The following is a 23,123-nucleotide window of genomic DNA, read 5'->3' on the forward strand; positions in this document are numbered from 1 at the left end:
AAAATCATTCTATTTTACATTTAATCTGGAATATTGCTTGGTAAACAAGAGTATTCATCGTCGAATGAAAATGACAATAGATTATTTTTGGAGGGAAACTGTATGTCTGCAAAGGTAGAAAAATTAGAAAAGAACCAAGCGGTTCTAACAATCGAAGTTGATGCAGAAAAGGTCAATCAAGGTCTTGACGCTGCATTCAAGAAAGTCGTTACTAAAGTTAACGTACCTGGCTTCCGTAAAGGAAAAATGCCTCGCCAAATGTTCGAAAAGCGTTTCGGCGTAGAATCTTTATATCAAGATGCAATTGATATCCTTCTTCCAGAAGCATATGCAAATGCAATCGAAGAAACTGGAATCGAGCCGGTTGACCGCCCAGAAATCGATGTAGAACAAATCGAAAAAGGCAAGAGCCTCATCTTCAAGGCAACTGTTACAGTTAAGCCAGAAGTGAAGCTTGGCGAGTACAAAGGACTTGAAGTCGAAGCATTCGACACTAACGTAGCTGACGAAGAAGTAGAAAACGAATTAAAAACAATGCAAGAGAAGCAGGCAGAGCTTGTTGTTAAAGAAGAAGGCACTGCTGAAAATGGTGACACTGTTGTTATCGATTTCGAAGGATTCGTTGATGGCGAAGCTTTCGAAGGCGGAAAAGCAGAAAACTACTCACTTGAACTTGGAACAGGTTCATTCATTCCTGGTTTCGAAGATCAGCTAGTTGGATCAGCTACTGGCGAAGAAAAAGATGTAGAGGTTACTTTCCCAGAAGAGTACCACGCTGCTGAACTCGCTGGAAAGCCTGCAACATTCAAAGTGAAACTGCACGAAATCAAAGGAAAAGAACTTCCAGCTCTAGATGACGAGTTTGCTAAAGATGCTGACGAAGAAGTTGAAACTTTGGATGAACTTAAAGCTAAAATCAAAGATCGTTTAACTCACGATAAAGAGCATCAAAAAGAACACCACGTTCGTGACACAATCGTGGAAAAAGCGGCTGCTAACGCTGAAATCGAAGTTCCAGATGCAATGGTCGACACTGAAGTTGACCGCATGATCAACGAATTCGAACAGCGCCTGCAAATGCAAGGCATGAACCTTGAGCTATACTTCCAGTTCTCTGGTCAAGATGAAGCTGCTCTTCGCGCTCAAATGAAAGAAGAAGCTGCTACTCGCGTTCGTGTAAACCTAACGCTTGAAGCAATTGCAAAAGCTGAAAACATCGAAGTTACTGATGAAGAAGTGAATGCAGAGCTTGATAAAATGGCTGAAATGTACAACATGACTGTTGACAACATCAAAGCTGCACTTGGCGGAAGCCTTGAAGGAATCAAAGGCGATCTTCAATTGAAAAAAGCAGTTGATTTCCTTGTAGAAAACAGCAAAACTGTTGCATAATAGAATCAGGATATATAGAAACAAGGCGCGAGTAATCGTGCCTTGTTTTCTACAATAAATACATATATACATACATAATTTTTTAGCAATTTCCCATATGCCGATTTAATGGCACGATTTATGGTTAAGATGATTTAGTACATATTTTTTTCAACGATTCATAAGCACGAAACCGTCCATGTCAAGAGTTATTATTTCCTGTATCTTGGCAAAATGTGATACAATGCAATACATACCTGCTCGAAAGCAGCAGAAAACCGTTACTTAAATTTTCGTTTGCTTATGAATCGCAGCTTTATATATCGTTTAGAAGTTCTCAAGGGGTGAAGGCATTGTTCAAATTTAATGATGAAAAAGGGCAGCTTAAATGTTCTTTCTGCGGCAAGACGCAGGATCAAGTCCGCAAATTAGTAGCAGGGCCAGGCGTCTATATCTGTGATGAGTGTATTGAATTATGCACTGAAATCGTTGAAGAAGAATTGGGCACTGAAGAAGAAGTTGAATTTAAAGACGTTCCAAAACCAATGGAAATCCGTGATATCCTTAATGAGTATGTAATCGGGCAGGACCAGGCAAAGAAAAACTTGTCTGTAGCCGTTTACAATCACTATAAGCGTATCAACTCAAACAGCAAGATTGATGATGTAGAGCTTTCAAAGAGTAACATTGCGATGATTGGACCCACTGGAAGCGGTAAAACTTTGCTTGCGCAAACTCTTGCCCGCATCCTGAATGTTCCATTCGCGATTGCTGATGCTACGTCACTTACTGAAGCAGGTTATGTTGGTGAAGACGTAGAAAATATCCTTCTCAAGTTGATCCAGTCAGCTGATTATGATGTTGAGAAAGCTGAAAAAGGAATTATCTATATCGATGAAATCGATAAAATCGCGAGAAAATCCGAAAACCCTTCTATTACTAGAGACGTTTCCGGCGAAGGCGTCCAGCAGGCGCTATTGAAAATTCTTGAAGGAACGGTTGCCAGCGTTCCGCCGCAGGGTGGAAGAAAGCATCCTCACCAAGAATTCATCCAGATTGATACTACGAATATCCTGTTCATTTGCGGTGGAGCATTTGACGGTATCGAGTCCATCATTAAACGCCGTCTCGGCCAAAAAGTAATTGGCTTCGGATCCGATAAGAAAGAAGAAGAATTAGACAAGAAAGAATTACTGTCTAAAGTGCTTCCAGAAGATTTGTTGAAGTTCGGATTGATTCCGGAATTTATCGGCCGTCTTCCGGTAATCGCCAGCTTGACTCCGCTTGACGAAGAAGCGTTGGTCGAAATCCTGACGAAGCCGAAAAACGCACTTGTGAAGCAGTATCAAAAGATGCTTGAACTTGATAATGTTGAACTTGAATTCGAAGACGATGCCCTAGTTGAAATCGCTAAGCGTGCAATCGAGCGCAAGACAGGTGCCCGCGGTCTTCGTTCAATCATCGAAGGCATCATGCTGGATGTCATGTTCGATCTTCCTTCACGCGATGATATCGTGAAATGTATCATCACTAAGGAAACAATCGAGAACAACATGCCGCCAAAGCTAGTGCTTGAAGATGGTACTGTCCTTAAAGATGAAAGAAACTCTGCATAATAACAGTAAAGTCCGGTGAATTTCACCGGACTTTTTTTGTGTTTCTCACAAAGTGAACAGTAGTTAGCAACTGAAATCCAGTAGTGTTTAATTATTTTTCTGTTAATGAAAGCATGCCGATATCTAGTCTTAGCTAGAACTATCCAAGGAAAAAATCACTTGAAAATATTGTTTATTCCAACACCGTCGAGGGGATACTAGTTTAAAGCGAATAGTATCAACTTATGGGAGGGAATTTATATTGAGTTGGACCGGAATCGCCTTATTCATACAGCTGTTTTTCGGGATTATTATTGGGCTGTATTTCTGGAATCTATTAAGGAATCAGCGGACGCAAAAGGTTTCGATTGATCGGGAATCCAGAAAGGAAATGGAACAGTTAAGAAAGATGAGATCGGTGTCACTAAGTGAGCCTCTGGCCGAAAAAGTAAGACCGTCCAGCTTTAACGACATTGTCGGACAGGAGGATGGAATTAAAGCTTTGAAAGCTGCGTTATGTGGACCAAATCCGCAGCATGTCATAATTTACGGGCCGCCTGGAGTCGGAAAAACGGCTGCTGCCAGGCTTGTTTTAGAAGAAGCGAAACAGAATCAAAAATCTCCTTTTAAATCATCTTCAGTTTTCGTAGAGCTTGATGCGACAACTGCTAGATTTGATGAGAGAGGGATTGCTGACCCGTTAATCGGATCTGTCCATGACCCGATTTACCAGGGAGCCGGTGCGATGGGCCAGGCAGGAATTCCCCAGCCTAAGCAAGGCGCAGTAACGAACGCGCATGGCGGTGTTTTATTTATAGATGAGATTGGAGAATTGCACCCAATCCAGATGAACAAGCTTCTAAAAGTTCTTGAAGACCGGAAAGTGTTTCTGGAAAGCGCGTATTATAATGAAGAAAACGCGCAAATCCCAAGCCATATCCACGATATTTTCAAAAATGGCCTTCCAGCGGATTTCCGCCTTGTTGGCGCAACGACAAGAACTCCAAGTGAAATTCCGCCTGCAATCAGATCAAGATGCATGGAAGTCTTTTTCCGTGAGTTGACCCAGGAGGAAATCTCTGCGGTGGCGAAGAATGCTTCCGAAAAAGTTCAGCTTACAATGAGTGAAAAGGCTATAGAAATTCTCTCTAACTACGCGCGAAATGGCCGTGAAGCTGTCAATATGGTCCAGATTGCTGCAGGTTTAGCGATCACCGATGAGCGCTCGTATATTAAGGAAGATGAAATCGAATGGGTTGTCCATTCCAGCCAGCTGACACCAAGGATGGAACGGAAGATCAATGAAAAATCGGCGGTTGGACTTGTCAATGGCCTTGCAGTTTACGGTCCGAACACCGGTGCTCTTCTGGAAATTGAAGTCACAGTCATTAAAGCCAAAGATAAAGGCTCGATTAATATAACGGGCATCGTCGATGAAGAAAGTATCGGCGGTCAGGGTAAATCGATCAGGAGAAAGAGCATGGCGAGAGGCTCGATTGAAAACGTCATCACGGTCCTCCGATCAATGGGTGTTCCTGCTGATGAATTTGATATCCACGTTAACTTCCCGGGCGGGACTCCGATTGATGGCCCTTCTGCCGGGATTGCGATGGCGACAGGCATTTACTCGGCCATTTACAAAATACCGATGGACAATACTGTTGCGATGACTGGAGAAATCAGCATCCATGGAAATGTGAAGCCGATTGGCGGGGTTTATCCAAAAGTTAAAGCTGCGAAGAAAGCAGGCGCACAAAAGGTGATCATTCCAAAAGAAAACATGCAAACTATCCTGAATGAAATCACCGGTATTGAAATCATTCCTGTCACCCACCTCGATGAAGTGTTTGATATCGCTCTGCTTAAAGAGCATCCGAGGGAACAGATCATTTCGGCCGCACCAGATTTAACAAAAAAGGAAACGAGTTAAAGCTTTGTAAAAAAGAACGCGAGCTAGCGTTCTTTTTTTAGGCTATTTTCGGACATTTTGTTGTTTTGACAATTAAAATTAGGCTATGTCAAAGGTCATTGTTTATTTTTAGCACCTTTTGATTGGAGCGGAGGGCACTCGACTCCTGCGGGATCACCGGACCCCCGCGGAAAGCGAGTGACCAGAGGGGAAATCAACAAATTGTTTTTGGGACTTTTTTAGGTGAAATCAGAACATGATGAAACACTCTTAATAGGAAACCTATTTAATATCTGCCAACACGATGACATATGGACATATTTTTTGCTCAATATCAGGATACTAACTATTAGATGATCAAGGCTTAGAAAGAGTACATCCCGCTCTTGATATTAGACACTAGAAAATAAATACGATAGAATTGAACAACAAAGTATTATAATGCTTGTGGAATGATACAATGCATGTTGGAGGTGCAATGTCATGGCGAACAAAAATGAGTTCACTGTCCCTCTTCTGCCGCTGCGCGGTCTGCTCGTTTACCCGACAATGGTGCTTCATTTAGATGTTGGACGGGAAAAGTCGGTACAGGCTTTGGAGAAGGCAATGGTGGATGACCATTTAATTTTTCTTACGACCCAAAAGGATATTTCTATAGATGAACCGGCCGAAGAGGATTTGTACCAGATGGGTACACTGACTCGTGTCAAGCAGATGCTTAAACTGCCGAACGGAACGATTCGCGTACTTGTTGAAGGGTTGGCAAGGGGAGAAATCATGGAGCTTTTTGATGAAAAAGACCATTATGCCTGCAGCCTGAGGACATTTGAAGACGAGGAAACGAAGGATGTCGAAGATGAAGCATTAATGAGGACAATGCTTGAGTATTTCGAACAGTACATAAAAATGTCCAAGAAAATTTCCGCGGAAACGTATGCATCAGTTTCTGACATCGAAGAGCCTGGAAGAATGGCTGATATCATAGCTTCACATCTGCCTCTAAAGCTTAAGGAGAAGCAGGAAATTTTAGAAACGATTGATATTAAAGAACGTATGAATCGTGTCATTGAAATTATCCATAATGAAAAAGAAGTGCTTGGCCTTGAGAAAAAGATTGGCCAGCGAGTTAAACGCTCAATGGAACGGACGCAAAAGGAATATTATTTGCGTGAACAAATGAAGGCTATCCAAAAAGAACTTGGAGAAAAAGAAGGCAAAACTGGCGAAATCTCTGAACTTACCGAAAAGATCGAGCTTGCCGGGATGCCTGATCATGTGAAGGAAACTGCCTTGAAGGAATTGGACCGTTACGAAAAGGTGCCGACAACATCCGCTGAAAGTGCAGTGATCCGGAATTATATCGAATGGCTCGTCTCATTGCCGTGGTCAAAGGCAACTGAAGATGACCTTGATATAAGTAAGGCAGAAAGAATCCTTGATAAGGACCACTACGGACTTGAAAAGGTGAAGGAAAGGGTACTTGAGTATCTTGCTGTCCAGCAGCTGACTAACTCATTGAAAGGCCCGATCCTCTGCCTCGCAGGACCTCCTGGGGTGGGTAAAACAAGTCTTGCAAGATCGATTGCGAAATCATTGAACCGGAATTTTGTCCGGGTTTCTTTGGGTGGCGTCCGTGATGAGTCAGAGATTCGCGGCCACAGAAGGACCTATGTAGGTGCAATGCCAGGCCGAGTGATCCAGGGAATGAAGAAGGCGGGGACGATCAATCCTGTTTTCCTTCTCGATGAAATCGATAAAATGTCCAGCGATTTCCGCGGGGATCCTTCTGCCGCCATGCTTGAGGTGCTTGATCCAGAACAGAATCATAACTTCAGCGACCATTATATTGAAGAGCCGTACGATCTTTCTAAAGTCATGTTCATCGCTACTGCTAATAATCTTTCGACTGTGCCGGGACCATTGCTCGACAGGATGGAGATTATCAATATTGCGGGTTATACAGAACTTGAAAAGCTGCATATTGCCAAGGACCATTTGCTGCCAAGACAGATTAAGGACCATGGTTTATCCAAGTCCCAGCTCCAAATGAAGGATGAATCAATCACCAAGGTGATTCGTTATTATACTCGAGAATCTGGTGTTCGTTCACTTGAGAGACAGCTTGCAGCAATCTGCAGGAAAACAGCGAAAATCGTTGTTTCCGGAGAGAAAAAGCGTGTCATCGTGAATGCAAAGAATGTTGAAGAATTCCTTGGCAAGACTAAATTCAGGTATGGCCAGGCCGAGCTTGAAGACCAGGTTGGCGTTGCTACAGGACTAGCCTATACTACGGTTGGCGGAGATACGCTGCAGATCGAAGTATCTCTGTCTCCAGGAAAAGGCAAGCTTGTCCTGACCGGCAAGCTTGGGGATGTAATGAAGGAATCGGCGCAGGCGGCATTCAGCTACGTCCGTTCAAAAGCGAAGGAGCTCGGAATCGATCCGGACTTCCATGAAAAGAATGATATCCATATCCACGTCCCTGAGGGTGCTGTTCCGAAAGATGGTCCTTCAGCGGGCATTACGATTGCTACTGCACTTGTATCTGCTTTGTCAGGAAAGCCGATCCGCAGGGAAGTGGGAATGACAGGAGAAATAACGCTTAGAGGACGCGTTTTGCCAATTGGCGGTCTCAAGGAAAAATCGTTGAGCGCCCACAGGGCCGGCCTTACAAAGGTTATTTGTCCAAAAGATAATGAAAAAGATATTGATGATATTCCAGAAAGTGTACGTAAGGAGCTTGAATTTGTGTTAGTTTCTCATTTAGATGAAGTCTTGAAGCACGCTCTCGCCAGCGGTGATTCTCAATGAAAGTAAATAGTGCAGAAATCGTGATCAGTGCCGTTAGGCCGAGCCAATATCCGGAAAGCAATCTTCCGGAATTCGCCCTTGCAGGCCGATCGAATGTTGGTAAATCTTCCTTTATCAATAAAATGCTGAACCGGAAAAGCCTTGCCAGGACATCCTCGAAGCCTGGAAAGACTCAGACATTGAATTTTTACCTGATTAATGAAATGGTTCATTTTGTTGATGTTCCGGGTTATGGTTATGCTAAAGTATCAAAATCTGAACGTGAAGCATGGGGTAAGATGATTGAGACTTACATTACTTCACGTGAACAACTGAAAGCGATGCTGATGATCGTTGACTTGAGGCATCCGCCTTCAAAGGACGATGTGATGATGTATGATTTCCTCAAGCATTATGAGATTCCTGTCATCATTATCGCGACAAAAGCGGATAAAATCCCAAAGTCAAAGTGGCAAAAGCATTTGAAAATCACAAAAGAAACACTTAATCTCGATCCTGACGACACAATCATTCTCTTCTCCTCGGAAACAGGAGAGGGGAAGGACAAGGCCTGGTCAGTATTAGGCAGTTTCATGAAATAAGCAAAGTAAAGCCCGCATCATTTAAATGATGCGGGCTTTCTGTCATTTCTTTTTAAAAAATAAGAGGTAAATACCAATCAGGATCAATGCAGCCGGCCAAAATTTCCAGGCTGCCGCGACTCCATTTTCGAGGAGGCCAAGCCAGCTGGTTATCCGGTCATAAAATAACAGCAGCCCTGCTAAAATGAGGAAGAGGACTCCATGAAACAAGCCATTGCCTGTTTTCTGATAGCGGAGCAAAAATCCAAGGGCAATGATTAAAATGAATGCTCCGAGGTGATCGGGCCATAGCTCGAACTTATTCACGACGTGAAAATGTATGCCAAACCCTACAAGTATCACGCCTGGTAATATCGCTTCATAATCCTTGCCATAGTACCCCTGCACTAAAAATGCCGCACCCACGATGATCAAGAGGGTCGGCCACGTGTAAAACTCATTGAACAGGGATATATTTGCCTGCTGAAGATAAAAATAAACGCCAAATCCGATTAAAATCATTCCTGGGATCATTCTCTGATTTTTCATTCTTTCACCACTTCCAAAAAGGCTCACTTGAATTAAGGGACAAACTTTGATAAGGTACATTAGGGAGTATGTTTAATTGCTGTTTATTTAGTATAAAAGTAAACAAACATATAGATAAATAATGATTAATTCTTTTAACGCATTTATATAAAAATTATTTCAGCAGTTGTTCACATTTAGCATGTAAAAAGGAAAAAAACGTCATGTATAATTACCTTAGCCAATTATGCAATTTCTATTTGGGGGTGTCAATTAAAAAATGCATATTATAGTTGTCGGACTTAATTATAAAACTGCCCCTGTCGAAATCCGCGAAAAGTTGACATTCAACGAGGCCAACCTCGGCGAAGCGATGAGTGCTCTTCAGGAAAAGAAGAGTATTCTCGAAAATGTCATCGTCTCAACTTGTAACCGTACAGAAATATATGCTGTCGTGGACCAGCTCCACACTGGCAGATATTATATTAAAGAGTTTTTATCTGAATGGTTCGGGATTCCTCAGGCAGAATTCACGCCATTTCTGTTTATTTATGAACAAGATGGAGCAATCGAGCATTTGTTCAAGGTTTCTTGCGGATTGAACTCAATGGTGCTGGGAGAGACCCAGATCCTTGGCCAGGTCCGTTCCAGCTTTATGCTTGGACTTGAAAGGAACACGACTGGAACAGTGTTCAACCATCTCTTTAAACAGGCAGTGACTCTTGCAAAACGCGGCCACTCCGAAACTGAAATCGGTGCTAATGCCGTTTCAGTCAGCTATGCGGCTGTTGAACTTGCCAAGAAAATCTTCGGCTCGCTTGACCAGAAGCATGTGCTGATACTTGGAGCAGGCAAGATGGGTGAACTGGCTATTCAAAACCTTCATGCAAATGGAGCAAAGAAAGTCACGGTCATCAACCGTACTTACCAAAAGGCAGAAAACCTGGCTAACCGATTCTCCGGTAAGGCGAAGACTCTCGGAGAGCTTCAGAGCGCGCTTGCGGATGCCGATATTCTCATCAGTTCAACGGGTGCCAAAGATTTCGTCGTAACGAAGGATATGATGGTAAAGGTCGAGCAGAAGCGAAAGGGAAAACCGTTATTCATGGTTGATATCGCTGTTCCTCGCGACCTGGATCCTGAAATAGCTACCCTGGAAAATGTATTCCTTTATGATATTGATGATCTTGAAGGAATTGTCGAAGCGAATCTGCAAGAGCGCCAAAAAGCGGCTGAGAAGATTCTCATTATGATTGAAGGCGAGATCGTCCAGTTTAAACAGTGGCTGAACACGCTTGGAGTCGTACCAGTCATTTCTGCATTGCGGGTTAAGGCTCTTGCAATCCAGGAAGAGACGATGAGCAGCATTGAGCGCAAATTGCCTCATTTATCTGACCGGGATATCAAAGTCCTTAACAAGCATACAAAGAGTATCATCAACCAGCTTCTCAAAGATCCGATCCTTCAGGCGAAGGAGCTTGCGGCAGGGCCGGATGCAGACGAAGCGCTTGATCTATTCGTGAAGATTTTTAATATTGAACAGCTCGTCGCTGAACAAGAAGGAATGAAAACAGCTGAAACCAAGCAGGTCAGAGTTCCTTCGCCTCAGGCTTCTTTTCAGCCGTAAGCGAGGTTTTGCCCATGGTTGATCTTTATATTACGCGTCTCCATGAAATAACCATTGTGATCTATGCGGCCAGCGTGCTCTTATACTTTATCGATTTCCTTAACAGTAACCGGAGGGCAAACAAAGTTGCTTTCTGGTTACTTGCATTTGTTTGGGGATTCCAGACGATATTCTTATTCTATTATATGGTCGACAAAGGCCGATTCCCTGTTCTGACCCTCTTTGAAGGGCTTTACTTTTATGCATGGGTGCTGGTCACGTTGTCGCTGGCAATCAACAAACTATTAAAAGTAGACTTTATTGTCTTTTTTACGAATGTACTTGGGTTCATCATCATGGCAATCCACACATTCGCTCCCGTACACTATGATTCCAATGTCATGTCTGAGCAGCTGATTTCCGAACTGTTGCTGATCCATATAACGATGGCGATCCTGTCGTATGGGGCCTTCTCCATCTCGTTTGTCTTTTCCCTGCTTTATCTTATCCAATACGACCTTTTAAAGCGGAAAAAGTGGGGTAAGCTGTTATGGAGGATCACGGATCTGACAAGGCTTGATTACTTGTCTTACATATTGAATGTCATTGGAGTGCCAATGCTCATCCTCAGCCTGATCCTTGGGCTGCAATGGGCCTGGATCAAGGTCCCTGACCTGGCATGGTATGATGCGAAGTTAATAGGTTCCTTTGTCGTTCTCGCTGTCTACAGCGTATACCTGTATTTGCGAGTCGGCAAAGAAATGTATGGCAAATCGCTCGCGCTATGGAACATCGCGTCATTCCTGATTGTATTAATTAACTTTTTTCTTTTTGGAAAATTATCATCATTCCATTTTTGGTATCAATAAAAGGAGGCTGTCATGAGAAAAATTATCGTTGGCTCCAGACGGAGTAAGTTGGCATTAACACAAACAAACTGGGTGATTGAGCAGCTGAAAAAATTAGGGGCTCCTTTTGAGTTTGAAGTAAAGGAAATCGTCACTAAAGGAGATCAAATTCTCGACGTGACCCTATCCAAAGTCGGAGGGAAAGGCCTCTTCGTCAAGGAAATCGAACAGGCAATGCTCGACAAAGAAATTGATATGGCCGTGCACAGCATGAAGGATATGCCTGCAGTACTGCCTGAGGGCCTTGTCATTGGCTGTATTCCTTTCCGTGAAGATCACCGTGATGTGCTGATTTCCAAGGATAATGTTCCTTTCAGTGAACTAAAGCCAGGAGCGGTTATAGGTACGAGCAGCCTGCGCAGGAGTTCCCAGCTATTGGCCCAGCGCCCTGATCTAGAAATGAAATGGATTCGCGGCAACATTGATACTAGAATCGAGAAGCTTAAAACAGAAGATTACGATGCAATCATCCTTGCAGCAGCTGGTCTTAAACGTATGGGTTGGGCAGATGATACTGTTACTCAATTCATCAATCCTGAAATCTGTGTGCCGGCAGTCGGACAGGGCGCACTTTCCATCGAATGCCGTGGAGACGATGAGGAACTTCTGCAGCTGCTGGAAAAATTCACATCCGCAGAAACTAGTGAGGCTGTTAAGGCAGAACGGGCTTTCCTTCATAAAATGGAGGGCGGCTGTCAGGTGCCAATTGCTGGCTATGCATTTATGAATGAACAGAAAGAAATCGTTTTGACTGCTTTAGTAGGTTCTCCTGATGGAAAGACGATCATCAAGGAACAAGTAAAAGGCAAAAATCCAGAGGAACTTGGGCAGCTTGCTGCAGATAAACTCATCAGCCAGGGTGCGAAGGACTTGATCGACAAGGTTAAACAGGAGCTTGAGATTGAATGATTCAGTCTCTCCCGCTGCAAAATAAAACGGTAATGATTCCAAGGGGGAAGGCTCATGCGAAGTCTTTCTCCGAATTGGTTGCCAGGCAAGGGGGGATTCCGGTGGAAATCCCTCTAATTGCCTTTAGGCCTGTTGCAGCAACTGAAGAACTGCTTGATATACTTCATAATTTACATACTTACGACTGGATCATCTTTACAAGCAATGTGACAGTTGAGACCTTTTTTTCTTTTATGAAAAAACAGCAAACAGAACTTGCCAAAATTGCTGTGATTGGTGAAAAAACGAAAGAAATCCTTGAAAGCATGGGGGGAAAAGCAGATTTTGTTCCCCAGCAGTATGTTGCCGAAGGATTTGTTGAAGAATTCCTGCCTCACATAAAGCAAGGCACCAGGGTGCTGATCCCGAAAGGCAGCCTCGCAAGGGATTATATCGGAACTTCGCTAAAGAAGCAGGGAGCGATAGTAGATGAGGTCATCATCTATGAAACTTTTCTGCCTGAAGAAAGCCGTGAAAAGCTTGTTAAGATGCTTCGAAATAAAAGTCTTGATATACTTACATTTACAAGTCCATCTACGATTGACCACTTTATGGGAATCGTAGAAGAGAATAAACTGCGTGATCACCTGGAGCATTGTATCATCGCCTGCATCGGCCCAGTATCAACTAAGAAAGCCAAGAAATGGGGACTGCATGTCCATGCAGCGCCGGATAAATACACTGTTGAAGAAATGCTGAAAAGTGTCGCAGGATACTTAAAAATAAAACCGCATACAGGAGGGTAATACATGAAACACCTTGAATTCAGCCGCCATCGCCGCCTGCGCCAATCTGCGAATATGCGCGCCCTGGTACGTGAAAACTACCTTCGCACAGAGGATCTGATTTATCCGCTATTTATCGTCGAAGGAGAAAACATCAAGAATGAAGTCTCTTCAATGCCGGGAGTCTATCATTTATCACTTGATAATCTGAAAGAAGAAATTGCAGAAGTAGAATCACTTGGCATTAAATCAGTATTGCTTTTCGGTGTTCCAAATGAAAAAGACGAGGAAGGCTGCCAGGCATACCATGACCACGGAATCGTCCAGGAGGCGACTCGGGTCATCAAAAAGGATTTCCCTGACATGATCGTCATCGCTGATACATGCTTGTGTGAATATACAAGCCACGGACATTGCGGCGTTATCGAGGATGGCAAGGTACTTAACGATCCATCACTAGAATTGCTTGGAAAGACAGCTGTAAGCCAGGCTAAAGCCGGAGCTGATATCATTGCTCCTTCTAACATGATGGACGGCTTCGTTGCTGCTATCCGTTTTGCTTTGGATGAAGCGGGATTCCAGGATGTGCCTATCATGTCTTATGCTGTAAAGTATTCGTCTGCATTTTATGGCCCATTCCGCGAAGCAGCTGAAAGCACTCCGCAGTTCGGCGACCGTAAATCTTACCAGATGGACCCGGCGAACCGTACTGAAGCAATGCGCGAAGCTGAATCTGATGTCATGGAAGGCGCCGACTTCCTGATTGTGAAGCCGGGTATGCCATACCTTGACATCGTCCGTGACGTTAAAAATAATTTTAATCTGCCAGTCGTCATATACAATGTAAGCGGTGAATACTCAATGGTCAAAGCAGCCGCCCAAAATGGCTGGGTTGATGAGAAGAGCATCGTGATGGAAATGCTGACAGGCATGAAGCGCGCAGGATCTGACCTGATCATTACCTACCATGCTAAGGATGCTGCACGCTGGCTGAAAGAACAGTAAAGCTCTTCCAAAGACTAAAAACATCCAAATGAAATGAGGGATTAATATGCGCTCATATGATAAATCGATTGAAGCTTTCAAAGAAGCGAAAGAACTATTGCCAGGCGGAGTGAACAGCCCTGTCCGCGCATTCAAATCTGTCAACATGGATCCGATTTTCATGGAAAGAGGGAAGGGGTCCAAAATCTATGATATCGATGGCAATGAATATATTGATTATGTATTGTCATGGGGCCCGCTGATCCTTGGCCATACGAACGACCAGGTTGTCGAGGGCATCAAGAAGATAGCTGAGCTTGGTACAAGCTTCGGAGCTCCAACTGTTGTGGAAAATGAACTTGCCCAGCTAGTCATTGACCGAGTGCCATCAATCGAAATGGTGAGAATGGTTTCTTCGGGCACAGAAGCGACAATGAGCGCTCTCCGCCTTGCAAGAGGATATACCGGAAGGAATAAAATCCTGAAATTCGAAGGCTGCTATCACGGCCATGGAGATTCATTGCTCATCAAGGCCGGCTCAGGGGTCGCTACGCTTGGATTGCCTGACAGCCCTGGTGTTCCTGAAGGAGTGGCGAAAAACACGATCACGGTACCTTACAATGATCTTAAGAGCGTCCGCTATGCATTCGAACAATTCGGCGATGACATCGCAGGCGTGATCGTTGAACCGGTAGCTGGAAACATGGGCGTAGTACCGCCTGTTGAAGGTTTCCTTGAGGGACTTCGCGAAATTACAACCCAGTATGGAACTGTATTGATTTTTGACGAGGTAATGACAGGCTTCCGTGTAGGCTACAATTGCGCGCAAGGCTATTACAATGTAACGCCAGACCTTACTTGTCTTGGGAAAGTAATCGGCGGCGGCCTTCCAGTAGGCGCTTATGGCGGAAAAAGGGAAATCATGGAGCAAATCGCACCAAGCGGTCCAATCTACCAGGCTGGTACACTATCCGGAAATCCGCTTGCGATGACAGCCGGTCTTGAGACATTGAAGCAGCTTACACCAGAAACGTATAAGGAATTCGAACGCAAAGCAGACATCCTTGAAGCAGGACTGAAGGCAGCAGCTGAGAAATACGGTATTCCACATACAATCAACCGCGCGGGATCAATGATCGGCATCTTCTTCACGAATGAAAATGTCATCAATTATGAAATTGCCAAAACATCAAATCTTGAATTCTTTGCATCGTACTATCGTGAAATGGCTGATGAAGGAGTGTTCCTGCCGCCTTCACAATTTGAAGGATTATTCCTGTCAACTGCCCATACAGACGAAGACCTGCAAAAAACAATCGAAGCTGCCGAGAAAGCTTTTGCTAAGCTTGCAGAATAATTTAGTTAATTAGACACTCTTCCATTGAAGGGTGTTTTTTTTATTTGAAGGCTGTGTTAAAGTTCATTGTTGATTTTTAAGCTCTGTTGATTGGAGTGGAAGGCGCGAAGACTCCTCCGAAAATGCTAACGCATTTTCATCGTGCGTGGGCAGATTCGAGGAAGTTCAATCAAAGTCCTGCGGGATGAACGGGTCAGGGGAGACCCCGCAGGAGTGAAGCGACGAGGAGACTCCCCGGGCCGCCCGCGGAGAGCGAAGCGCCTGGAACGGAAATCAACAGCCAAGGTTAACAGGGCCTGTTTGAAAATTAGTGTTTAAGAATATAATTCATTTTTCAGGAATATAATTGGTTTTTAAGGAATATATCTAATTTTTAAGGAATATATTATAAGTTTTCAGGAATATATCATGACTTTTAAGGAATATACCATTACACGCAAAGTAAGGACCATAACTTTCGCATGTCTTTTTCCGGACCTGGACATACCAACTCCTTTTTATGTTCTAAATTATCATAAAACTAAATATAAGCTCATAAAGTGTTAATGACATAGTGATTTTATGCGTAAGGAATGAAAGGAGGAGTCGCTTTGTCTCAGGGAAATCAATCGTGCCTGCGATTTTCATTAGAGGAGTCAGTATGGTTTCAAAGAGGACAGGAAGTCGCAGAACTTGTCTCGATTTCACTCGATCCGAATATAACCATCCAAGAAAACGAGCAATATGTATCAATTCGCGGATCGCTGGAGTTGACTGGGGAATATACATGCCATGAACAGCAGCAGGAAAATGCGGAAGACCAAATCCCGGCTCTTAAGTTTGTGCATTCTATCATGGAAAGAGAAGCAGGTGTCTATGAATTCCTCCACCGGTTTCCGGTGGATATCACGATTCCGAAAAACAGGATTGAAAGCATCTATGACATTGACATCAATGTCGAGTCTTTCGATTATGTCTTTCCGGAAAAAGACCGGCTGAAGCTTAATGCCGACCTGGCTATTACAGGCTTGTATGGCGAACAGCAGCATGATGACGAACAGGAAGCTGACAGCGCAGATGCAGCTGAAGAACTGGAAGTCAGCTACCGGAAAGAGGCAACAGCAGAAACGGAGGTTCAAAGTGGTGAGGAAGCAGCGGAATTTGACTTCCCAGAAGCACCTGCATATTCGTTTGTCCAGCAAAATGAAGCTTTAAATCACGAAGAACCAGATGCTTTTGCAGAAGAACTGTATGTACCATTCAGGGCGGAAGCCAGGAAAACAGGAGCCGCTGAAGAGACAGCTGAGCCCTCACTTCAGGAGCAGAGAGAATTGTTTGCTGTACCGGAATATTCCTATAGCGACTTTAGAAGCGAGCAGGTGCCTGCAGAAGAAATGGAAGTAGAGGTTGAAGAGGAAGAAGTGGAAGTCGAGATGGAAGTGGAGGAACAGCCTCAAGCAGAACAGCAGCCTGCTGAAGTTCAGGAAGCTGAGGTAGAAAGCTCATCCTCCCCAGAAGCTGTGATGAAAAAGAAAAAGCCGAACATGAAAAAAGGTATTTCCATCGCAGAGTTTTTAGCAAGAAAAGAAGAACAAGTCGAAGTTGCCAAAATAAGAGTTTGCATCGTACAGCAGGGCGACTCGCTTCAGTCTATTTCTGAACGCTATGATGTACCAGTCCAGCAGCTATTAAGAGTGAACCACCTGAGCATTGATCATGAAGTACAAGAAGGCCAGGTTTTATATGTTCCTGGGGTAGCAGTTCACCATTCTTAACACTGAACCTGGAAGCAATGCCTTGTCCAAAGATAGCTAGTTGTCAGGGCTGGCTTGTCGCTGGCCAGGATTGCTTCCGCTTTTCGTATGGGCAGGTGTCTGACACCTGCCCCATATTATTATGTTTAGGAAGCTTAGAAAGTGGGCGAGTGATCCTATGGATGATCGCAATTTTTTAAAGGAAGAATCTGCAGTTTTGAAGCAATATCCGATTGAACCCTATTTTGCGGAGGACTTCGGGAAAATTAAAAAGGTCTATACAAAAACGGGGACGTTTGCACTGAAGAAAATCCACCCTTATGAGGGTGCCGATTTTATCAGGAATATCCAAACTCTTTACCAAAAAGGCTATAACCGGATTGTTCCTGTTTACCCGGCGAATGATGGCAGGTACGCAGTATTGCATAATAAATCACTTTATTATTTAATGCCGTGGATACCAAATGAAACAAAAGAAGATCCTCAATCAGAACGCCATAAGCAGATGTTCAGGGAATTAGCCAGGATGCATACGCTATCGGCGAAGGAACTCGAAATTAATCCAGTGGTAAAAGAGGAGCATTATAATCAGACATTGAAGGAATGGGAAAAAGAAGAAGAATTCATCAATGGATTCATTGAAAGCTGTGAAAACAGAGTATATATGTCACCGTTTGAGTTAACCTTCTGCCTGTACTACAGCCAAATCCGCCAGGCGATTGCTTTCGCGAAACAAAAGCTAGAGGACTGGCATGAGAAAACGAAGGATCAGAAAAAGACGAGGACAGTCACGCTGCACGGAAAGGTATCTACTGAGCATTTCCTGTTCGATGAAAGAGGTTATGGCTATTTCATCAACTTCGAAAAAGCAAGGCAGGGTTCACCAATCCAGGATCTTCTGCCGTTTTTGGCAAGGTCGTTAAAAACGCTGCCGAAACAATCCGATGATTGTGTCGATTGGATTTATGCCTATCTTAAATATTTCCCGTTCAGGGAGGATGAAATGCTCCTGTTCATGAGCTATCTCGCATTTCCTTCAGGAATCATACGCGTTGCGGAAACCTATCATCAGCGTAAAAAGGAAGTGGATGAAAGAAAGTTCGTCCAAAAGCTGCAGCGGCAATACTGGCTTTTAAGCAATACAGGCTATGTTGTCACAAAAATAGATGAAATAGAGAGGCAAAAAAAGCAGGCACAACAAGAAGGAGCCGAGAGCTAAACGATGCTCTAAGGCTCCTTAAACGATTTCAAATTTAATTGCCAAAGCAACCAGGATAAAAAGCGATAACAGGAAGACATCAAATGTTGTCGGGAAGAAAAGGGTGCGGATCCCCTGAAAAACGCAAAAAGGAATGATTAATTGAGCACAGATAGCACGTGCTGTCCTCGCCCACCTCGGGAGTGTATATGGATTATACCTTCGTCTCTTCATTGTCATCCCTCCAAACAATCAGTTTTCCCTTTTTTTATTCTATGAGCTGTTTGCCTAAAATGTGCTTTAAATTGGCACAACAAGGCATGAAAAGTATAAAATAATTAAAAAAAGGAAATGATGATTGACGTCATTCCCCTTTTTTGGGTAGTATATCTAATATACAAAAAGTTGTTTTCGCATTGATTGTGAAAGCAGCAAAGTTTACCAAAAAACACAATAAAGTTAGTGCTTTGACAGGGAAGAGTACATGATCACTCAGCTTTAAGAGAGGAAGACCAGTAGCTGCGAGGTTTTCTAAGCTGAACAATGGAAGGTCGCCCTCGAGCATCGCCTGGGAACGGAATAGATTATTCCCAGTAACAGGCGACGGTGAAGAGCCGTTATCCAGATTTGAGCCAGCAATTGAGGTATTTTTACGGTTGCTGGGAAAAAAGGTGGTACCGCGAACAAACTCCATTCGTCCTTTTATGGCGAATGGAGTTTTTTTATTTTATCAAAGGCTTTTGTAATGGAAGAGATTACGAAAAGAGTCTGACAGGAGGAAAAATGATGGAAGAGAATTTGTCAATGCCGACTAAATACGATCCGTCTTCGATTGAGCAGGGACGCTATGAATGGTGGATCAAAGGGAAGTTTTTCGAAGCGAAGGATGATGAAACGAAAAAGCCTTATACAATCGTCATTCCGCCGCCAAACGTAACTGGCAAGCTTCACCTGGGCCATGCGTGGGACACAGCGCTTCAGGATATCCTTACCCGCATGAAGCGGATGCAGGGCTATGATGTTCTATGGCTTCCAGGTATGGACCATGCCGGGATCGCCACACAGGCAAAGGTTGACGAGAAACTTCGCAGCCAGGGCATCAATCGCTATGAACTTGGCCGTGAAAAGTTCCTTGAAGAATCATGGAAATGGAAAGAGGAATACGCACAGCATATCCGTAAACAATGGTCAAAGCTTGGGCTCGGACTTGATTACAGCCGAGAGCGTTTCACATTGGATGAAGGGCTGTCAGATGCAGTTAAAGAAGTATTTGTTACCCTATATCGCAAAGGCCTCATTTACCGCGGGGAATACATCATCAACTGGGACCCTGCAGCAAAAACGGCCCTGTCTGATATTGAGGTTATCCATAAAGATATCCAGGGTGCTTTCTATCACATGAGATATCCTCTGGCAGACGGAAGCGGCCACATCGAAATCGCAACAACAAGACCGGAAACGATGCTTGGGGATACTGCGGTTGCTGTACACCCAGAGGATGACCGCTATAAGCATTTGATTGGCAAGACCGTAATCCTGCCAATCGTCGGCCGTGAGATTCCGATTGTCGGCGATGATTATGTCGATATGGAATTCGGCTCTGGCGCAGTAAAAATCACGCCTGCACATGACCCTAATGACTTTGAAATCGGCAACCGCCATAATCTTGAAAGAGTTCTTGTCATGAACGAAGATGGCTCAATGAATGCAAGAGCGGGCAAATATCAAGGTATGGACCGTTTTGAGTGCCGCAAGCAAATCGTCAAGGATCTCCAGGACGAAGGCGTACTGTTCAAAATTGAAGAGCACATGCATTCAGTAGGACATTCTGAGCGAAGCGGAGCAGTAGTTGAGCCGTATCTATCTACTCAATGGTTCGTTAAAATGCAGCCGCTTGCTGATGAAGCAATCGCCCTCCAGAGCAAAGAGGAGAAAGTTAACTTCGTACCTGAGCGCTTTGAAAATACCTATATGCGCTGGATGGAAAACATCCGTGACTGGTGTATTTCCCGTCAGCTATGGTGGGGCCACCGGATTCCAGCCTGGTACCATAAGGAAACTGGGGAAGTTTACGTTGATCACCAGCCTCCTGCAGATCCTGAAAATTGGGAGCAGGATAATGATGTTCTTGATACATGGTTCAGTTCGGCACTATGGCCGTTCTCAACAATGGGCTGGCCGAATGAGGAAGCAGCGGATTATAAGAGATACTATCCTTCTGATGCCCTTGTAACAGGCTATGACATCATTGCCTTCTGGGTATCAAGGATGATTTTCCAGGGCCTTGAGTTCACTGGACAGAGACCATTCAAGGATGTACTGATTCACGGCCTCGTTCGTGCAGAGGACGGCCGGAAGATGAGTAAGTCGCTTGGCAACGGCGTTGACCCGATGGATGTCATCGATCAATACGGCGCTGACTCTCTCCGCTACTTCCTGACTACAGGAAGCTCTCCTGGGCAGGACCTTCGCTACAGCACGGAGAAGGTTGAAGCAACCTGGAACTTCGCGAATAAAATTTGGAATGCATCACGTTTTGCGTTGATGAACATGAACGGGCTTAAATATGAGGAAATCGATTTGAGCGGCGAGAAATCTGTAGCTGACAAGTGGATTTTAACAAGACTGAACGAAACGATCGAAACTGTAACAAGACTGTCTGACCGCTATGAGTTTGGTGAAGTAGGCAGAGCGCTTTATAACTTCATCTGGGACGATTTCTGCGACTGGTATATCGAAATGGCGAAGCTTCCGCTTTATGGGGAAGACGAAGCTGCCAAGAAGACAACCAGATCGATCCTTGCATATGTTCTTGATAACACAATGCGATTGCTCCACCCATTCATGCCGTTCATTACCGAGGAAATCTGGCAGAACCTTCCACACCAGGGTGAGTCAATTACGATTGCAAGCTGGCCGCAGGTTGATCCAGCATTAACAGATCGTGAAGCTGCTGAGGATATGAAACTGCTCGTTGAAGTCATCCGTGCAGTAAGGAACATTCGCTCTGAGGTGAACACACCGCTTAGCAAGAAGGTTGATATGTTCCTGAAAGCAAAGGACGAAAAAACTCTCGGCACACTCGAAAATAACCGAGGCTATATCGTTCGCTTCTGTAATCCTGAGAACCTTGAGATCGGCATTGAGGTGAACGGGCCAGAAAAAGCGATGACAGCCGTTGTAACAGGGCTGGAGATCATCATGCCGCTTGAAGGTCTCATCAATATCGATGAAGAAATCGCCCGCCTTCAAAAGGAAAAAGAGAAGCTGGACAAAGAAGTAGAACGTGTCCAGAAGAAGCTTTCTAACGAAGGATTTGTTAAAAAAGCTCCTGATAAAGTCATTGAAGAAGAACGTGCCAAGGAAAAGGATTATGTTGAAAAACGTGCTGCAGTCGAAGCGCGCATCAATGAATTAAGAAGCTAATTACATCGGGATATGAAAAACTTGAAGGCGAACCAATTTTGGTTCGTCTTCATCTTGAAATGAGGTGCTAACATGTTTAATACATATGAACAAGCAATCGATTGGATCCATGCGAGGCTGAGGCTCGGAATCAAGCCCGGACTGACACGAATGGAATGGATGCTCAAAAAGCTGGATCATCCTGAAAGAAGGATCAAAACGATCCATGTAGGTGGTACCAACGGAAAAGGCTCGACTGTCACATTCCTGCGTTCCATCCTGGAGTCAGCCGGATACCGGGTAGGGACTTTTACCTCTCCATACTTCGAACAGTTTAATGAGCGTATCAGCATGAACGGCAAGCCAATCAGCGACGATGAGCTGATTGAACTGACAAATGTAATCAAGCCGCTTGCAGACGAATTAGATAAAACGGAGTTAGGCGGCCCAACTGAATTCGAAGTCATCACGGCAATGTCGATTTATTACTTTGCCAAACTCTCTCCCGTGGACGTAGTCATTTACGAGGTGGGACTTGGCGGCAGATTCGATTCGACGAATGTCATCCATCCGCTGCTATCGATTATCACAAGCATCGGCCTCGATCATACTGCCATTCTTGGTGACACATATGAAGAAATTGCTTTCGAAAAGGCGGGTATCATCAAAAATGGCGTAAGTGTTATTACCGGAGTGAAGCAGCCTCAAGCCTTAGAGGTGATTCGAAACAAAGCAGCTGAGCTTAAGTCGCCAATGTACCAGCTGGGAGAAGACTTTTTCACTAATTCCCGAACATCATTAAAAAATGGGGAGCAATTTTCATTTTCAAGCATGTTCAACAAATATGAATTGCTTGAGACTTCGATGATCGGCTCCCACCAGGTCGATAATGCGTCATTGGCTTTAATGGCTTCACAAATACTTGCGAATTACTATTCTTTCATCATCGAAGACGCGCACATCCGGGATGGTTTGAAAAAGGCATACTGGCCAGGCAGGCTAGAAATTTTAAGTGATCATCCCTTTGTCCTCATAGATGGTGCACATAATGAAGAAGGAATTCATGCACTGGTCAGTGAAATAAAATCTCGATTTGCCGATAAAAAGATTAGTATCCTTTTTGCAGCACTAAAGGACAAGAAATTGGATAAGATAATCGCGACTCTCAAAGAGGCTGCGGACGAGCTGACCTTCACTACGTTCGATTTTCCGAGAGCGGCCAGGGCTGAAGAATTGCTGGAAGTCAGCAAAAATAATGCCGATCAAGCAGTAACAAATAATTACCAAGAATTCATCGAACATAAATTAAATGCATTGGAAGAGAATGAAATCTTTTTGGTAACAGGCTCCCTCTACTTCCTGTCAGAAGCAAAACCTGTAATTGCAAGGTTATTGAAAAATAAATAAGAAAATTATGACATTGAACAAAAAGTTTGCTAAACTATTAAAAAAACGTGACTTTTTACCTAAGAGAGTGGGGGTGGG

The 23,123-nt window shown here is 44.0% G+C and carries 17 protein-coding genes and 1 other annotated feature; of the genes, 15 read left to right on the plus strand and 2 right to left on the minus strand.

The features are described from left to right. The first annotated feature begins 102 nt into the window (after positions 1-102). From tig to yihA, 5 genes are all read left to right on the plus strand, one after another. Positions 103-1,392, plus strand: coding sequence for a trigger factor (gene tig, locus M3204_RS05210; protein ID WP_251479263.1), 1,290 nt, complete (start codon positions 103-105; stop codon positions 1,390-1,392). Positions 1,393-1,724: 332 nt separating this feature from the next. Beyond that, positions 1,725-2,987: an ATP-dependent protease ATP-binding subunit ClpX gene (clpX, locus tag M3204_RS05215; protein ID WP_251479265.1), complete on the plus strand. Its 1,263-nt coding sequence runs from the start codon at positions 1,725-1,727 to the stop codon at positions 2,985-2,987. 241 nt (positions 2,988-3,228) lie between these two features. Continuing rightward, a complete protein-coding gene (gene lonB / locus M3204_RS05220; protein ID WP_251479267.1) occupies positions 3,229-4,896 on the plus strand; it encodes an ATP-dependent protease LonB in 1,668 nt (555 codons plus the stop codon). Positions 4,897-5,358: 462 nt separating this feature from the next. Then, positions 5,359-7,686 carry an endopeptidase La gene (gene lon / locus M3204_RS05225; protein WP_251479269.1) on the plus strand — a complete coding sequence of 776 codons (2,328 nt, stop codon included), beginning with the start codon at positions 5,359-5,361 and terminating at the stop codon, positions 7,684-7,686. Further along, positions 7,683-8,267: a ribosome biogenesis GTP-binding protein YihA/YsxC gene (yihA, locus tag M3204_RS05230; RefSeq protein ID WP_251479271.1), complete on the plus strand. Its 585-nt coding sequence runs from the start codon at positions 7,683-7,685 to the stop codon at positions 8,265-8,267. The genes lon and yihA overlap by 4 nt, the downstream gene beginning before the upstream one ends. 42 nt (positions 8,268-8,309) lie before the next feature. Here yihA and M3204_RS05235 read toward each other — a convergent pair whose 3' ends face one another. Continuing rightward, complete coding sequence (locus tag M3204_RS05235; protein ID WP_251479274.1) at positions 8,310-8,795, minus strand: LiaI-LiaF-like domain-containing protein; 486 nt, start codon at positions 8,793-8,795, stop codon at positions 8,310-8,312. A gap of 259 nt (positions 8,796-9,054) precedes the next feature. On the opposite strand from M3204_RS05235, the gene hemA reads away from it, so the two are divergent. The 8 genes from hemA (at position 9,055) to ysxE (ending at position 18,254) form a co-directional block, all read left to right on the plus strand. Beyond that, positions 9,055-10,401, plus strand: a complete 1,347-nt coding sequence (gene hemA / locus M3204_RS05240; protein WP_251479276.1) for a glutamyl-tRNA reductase — start codon at positions 9,055-9,057, stop codon at positions 10,399-10,401. Positions 10,402-10,415: 14 nt separating this feature from the next. Then, positions 10,416-11,249, plus strand: a complete 834-nt coding sequence (locus tag M3204_RS05245) for a cytochrome C assembly family protein (RefSeq protein ID WP_251479277.1) — start codon at positions 10,416-10,418, stop codon at positions 11,247-11,249. A gap of 12 nt (positions 11,250-11,261) precedes the next feature. Further along, entirely contained in the window at positions 11,262-12,197 is a 936-nt protein-coding gene (gene hemC / locus M3204_RS05250) for a hydroxymethylbilane synthase (RefSeq protein ID WP_251479279.1), read from the plus strand. Beyond that, positions 12,194-12,982 (plus strand): uroporphyrinogen-III synthase, encoded by a 789-nt coding sequence (locus tag M3204_RS05255; RefSeq protein ID WP_251479281.1) that lies wholly within the window; start codon positions 12,194-12,196, stop codon positions 12,980-12,982. Before hemC ends, M3204_RS05255 begins: the two co-directional genes overlap by 4 nt. Before the next feature lie 3 nt (positions 12,983-12,985). Next, on the plus strand, positions 12,986-13,966 hold the full coding sequence (gene hemB, locus M3204_RS05260) for a porphobilinogen synthase (RefSeq protein ID WP_251479284.1): 981 nt from the start codon (positions 12,986-12,988) through the stop codon (positions 13,964-13,966). A 46-nt stretch (positions 13,967-14,012) separates the two neighbouring features. Continuing rightward, the gene (gene hemL / locus M3204_RS05265) at positions 14,013-15,302 is read left to right on the plus strand and encodes a glutamate-1-semialdehyde 2,1-aminomutase (protein WP_251479286.1); all 1,290 of its coding nucleotides are present in this window, start codon (positions 14,013-14,015) and stop codon (positions 15,300-15,302) included. A gap of 590 nt (positions 15,303-15,892) precedes the next feature. Then, positions 15,893-17,056: a stage VI sporulation protein D gene (spoVID, locus tag M3204_RS05270; RefSeq protein ID WP_251479288.1), complete on the plus strand. Its 1,164-nt coding sequence runs from the start codon at positions 15,893-15,895 to the stop codon at positions 17,054-17,056. Positions 17,057-17,213: 157 nt separating this feature from the next. Further along, the gene (gene ysxE, locus M3204_RS05275; protein WP_251479290.1) at positions 17,214-18,254 is read left to right on the plus strand and encodes a spore coat protein YsxE; all 1,041 of its coding nucleotides are present in this window, start codon (positions 17,214-17,216) and stop codon (positions 18,252-18,254) included. Between the two features lie 18 nt (positions 18,255-18,272). Here the strand turns inward: ysxE and M3204_RS05280 are convergent, their stop codons facing one another. After that, positions 18,273-18,467 carry a hypothetical protein gene (locus tag M3204_RS05280; RefSeq protein ID WP_251479291.1) on the minus strand — a complete coding sequence of 65 codons (195 nt, stop codon included), beginning with the start codon at positions 18,465-18,467 and terminating at the stop codon, positions 18,273-18,275. 224 nt (positions 18,468-18,691) lie between these two features. Further along, positions 18,692-18,938 (plus strand) — a binding site (T-box leader). A gap of 78 nt (positions 18,939-19,016) precedes the next feature. Here M3204_RS05280 and M3204_RS05285 point away from each other — a divergent pair. Both M3204_RS05285 and M3204_RS05290 read left to right on the plus strand, forming a co-directional pair. Continuing rightward, positions 19,017-21,659, plus strand: a complete 2,643-nt coding sequence (locus M3204_RS05285; RefSeq protein ID WP_251479294.1) for a valine--tRNA ligase — start codon at positions 19,017-19,019, stop codon at positions 21,657-21,659. A 72-nt stretch (positions 21,660-21,731) separates the two neighbouring features. After that, on the plus strand, positions 21,732-23,045 hold the full coding sequence (locus M3204_RS05290; RefSeq protein WP_251479296.1) for a bifunctional folylpolyglutamate synthase/dihydrofolate synthase: 1,314 nt from the start codon (positions 21,732-21,734) through the stop codon (positions 23,043-23,045). Positions 23,046-23,123: the final 78 nt, after the last annotated feature.

The sequence above is a fragment of the Mesobacillus subterraneus genome, assembly GCF_023715485.1.
GTDB lineage: Bacteria > Bacillota > Bacilli > Bacillales > Cytobacillaceae > Mesobacillus > Mesobacillus subterraneus_B.

Coding starts and splice junctions, on each gene's coding strand:
- tig (WP_251479263.1), top strand. CDS start 103: ATGTCTGCAAAGGTAGAAAAATTAGAAAAGAACCAAGCGGTTCTAACA.
- lon (WP_251479269.1), top strand. CDS start 5,359: ATGGCGAACAAAAATGAGTTCACTGTCCCTCTTCTGCCGCTGCGCGGT.
- yihA (WP_251479271.1), top strand. CDS start 7,683: ATGAAAGTAAATAGTGCAGAAATCGTGATCAGTGCCGTTAGGCCGAGC.
- M3204_RS05235 (WP_251479274.1), bottom strand. CDS start 8,795: ATGAAAAATCAGAGAATGATCCCAGGAATGATTTTAATCGGATTTGGC.
- hemA (WP_251479276.1), top strand. CDS start 9,055: ATGCATATTATAGTTGTCGGACTTAATTATAAAACTGCCCCTGTCGAA.
- M3204_RS05245 (WP_251479277.1), top strand. CDS start 10,416: ATGGTTGATCTTTATATTACGCGTCTCCATGAAATAACCATTGTGATC.
- hemC (WP_251479279.1), top strand. CDS start 11,262: ATGAGAAAAATTATCGTTGGCTCCAGACGGAGTAAGTTGGCATTAACA.
- M3204_RS05255 (WP_251479281.1), top strand. CDS start 12,194: ATGATTCAGTCTCTCCCGCTGCAAAATAAAACGGTAATGATTCCAAGG.
- hemB (WP_251479284.1), top strand. CDS start 12,986: ATGAAACACCTTGAATTCAGCCGCCATCGCCGCCTGCGCCAATCTGCG.
- hemL (WP_251479286.1), top strand. CDS start 14,013: ATGCGCTCATATGATAAATCGATTGAAGCTTTCAAAGAAGCGAAAGAA.
- ysxE (WP_251479290.1), top strand. CDS start 17,214: ATGGATGATCGCAATTTTTTAAAGGAAGAATCTGCAGTTTTGAAGCAA.
- M3204_RS05280 (WP_251479291.1), bottom strand. CDS start 18,467: ATGAAGAGACGAAGGTATAATCCATATACACTCCCGAGGTGGGCGAGG.
- M3204_RS05285 (WP_251479294.1), top strand. CDS start 19,017: ATGATGGAAGAGAATTTGTCAATGCCGACTAAATACGATCCGTCTTCG.
- M3204_RS05290 (WP_251479296.1), top strand. CDS start 21,732: ATGTTTAATACATATGAACAAGCAATCGATTGGATCCATGCGAGGCTG.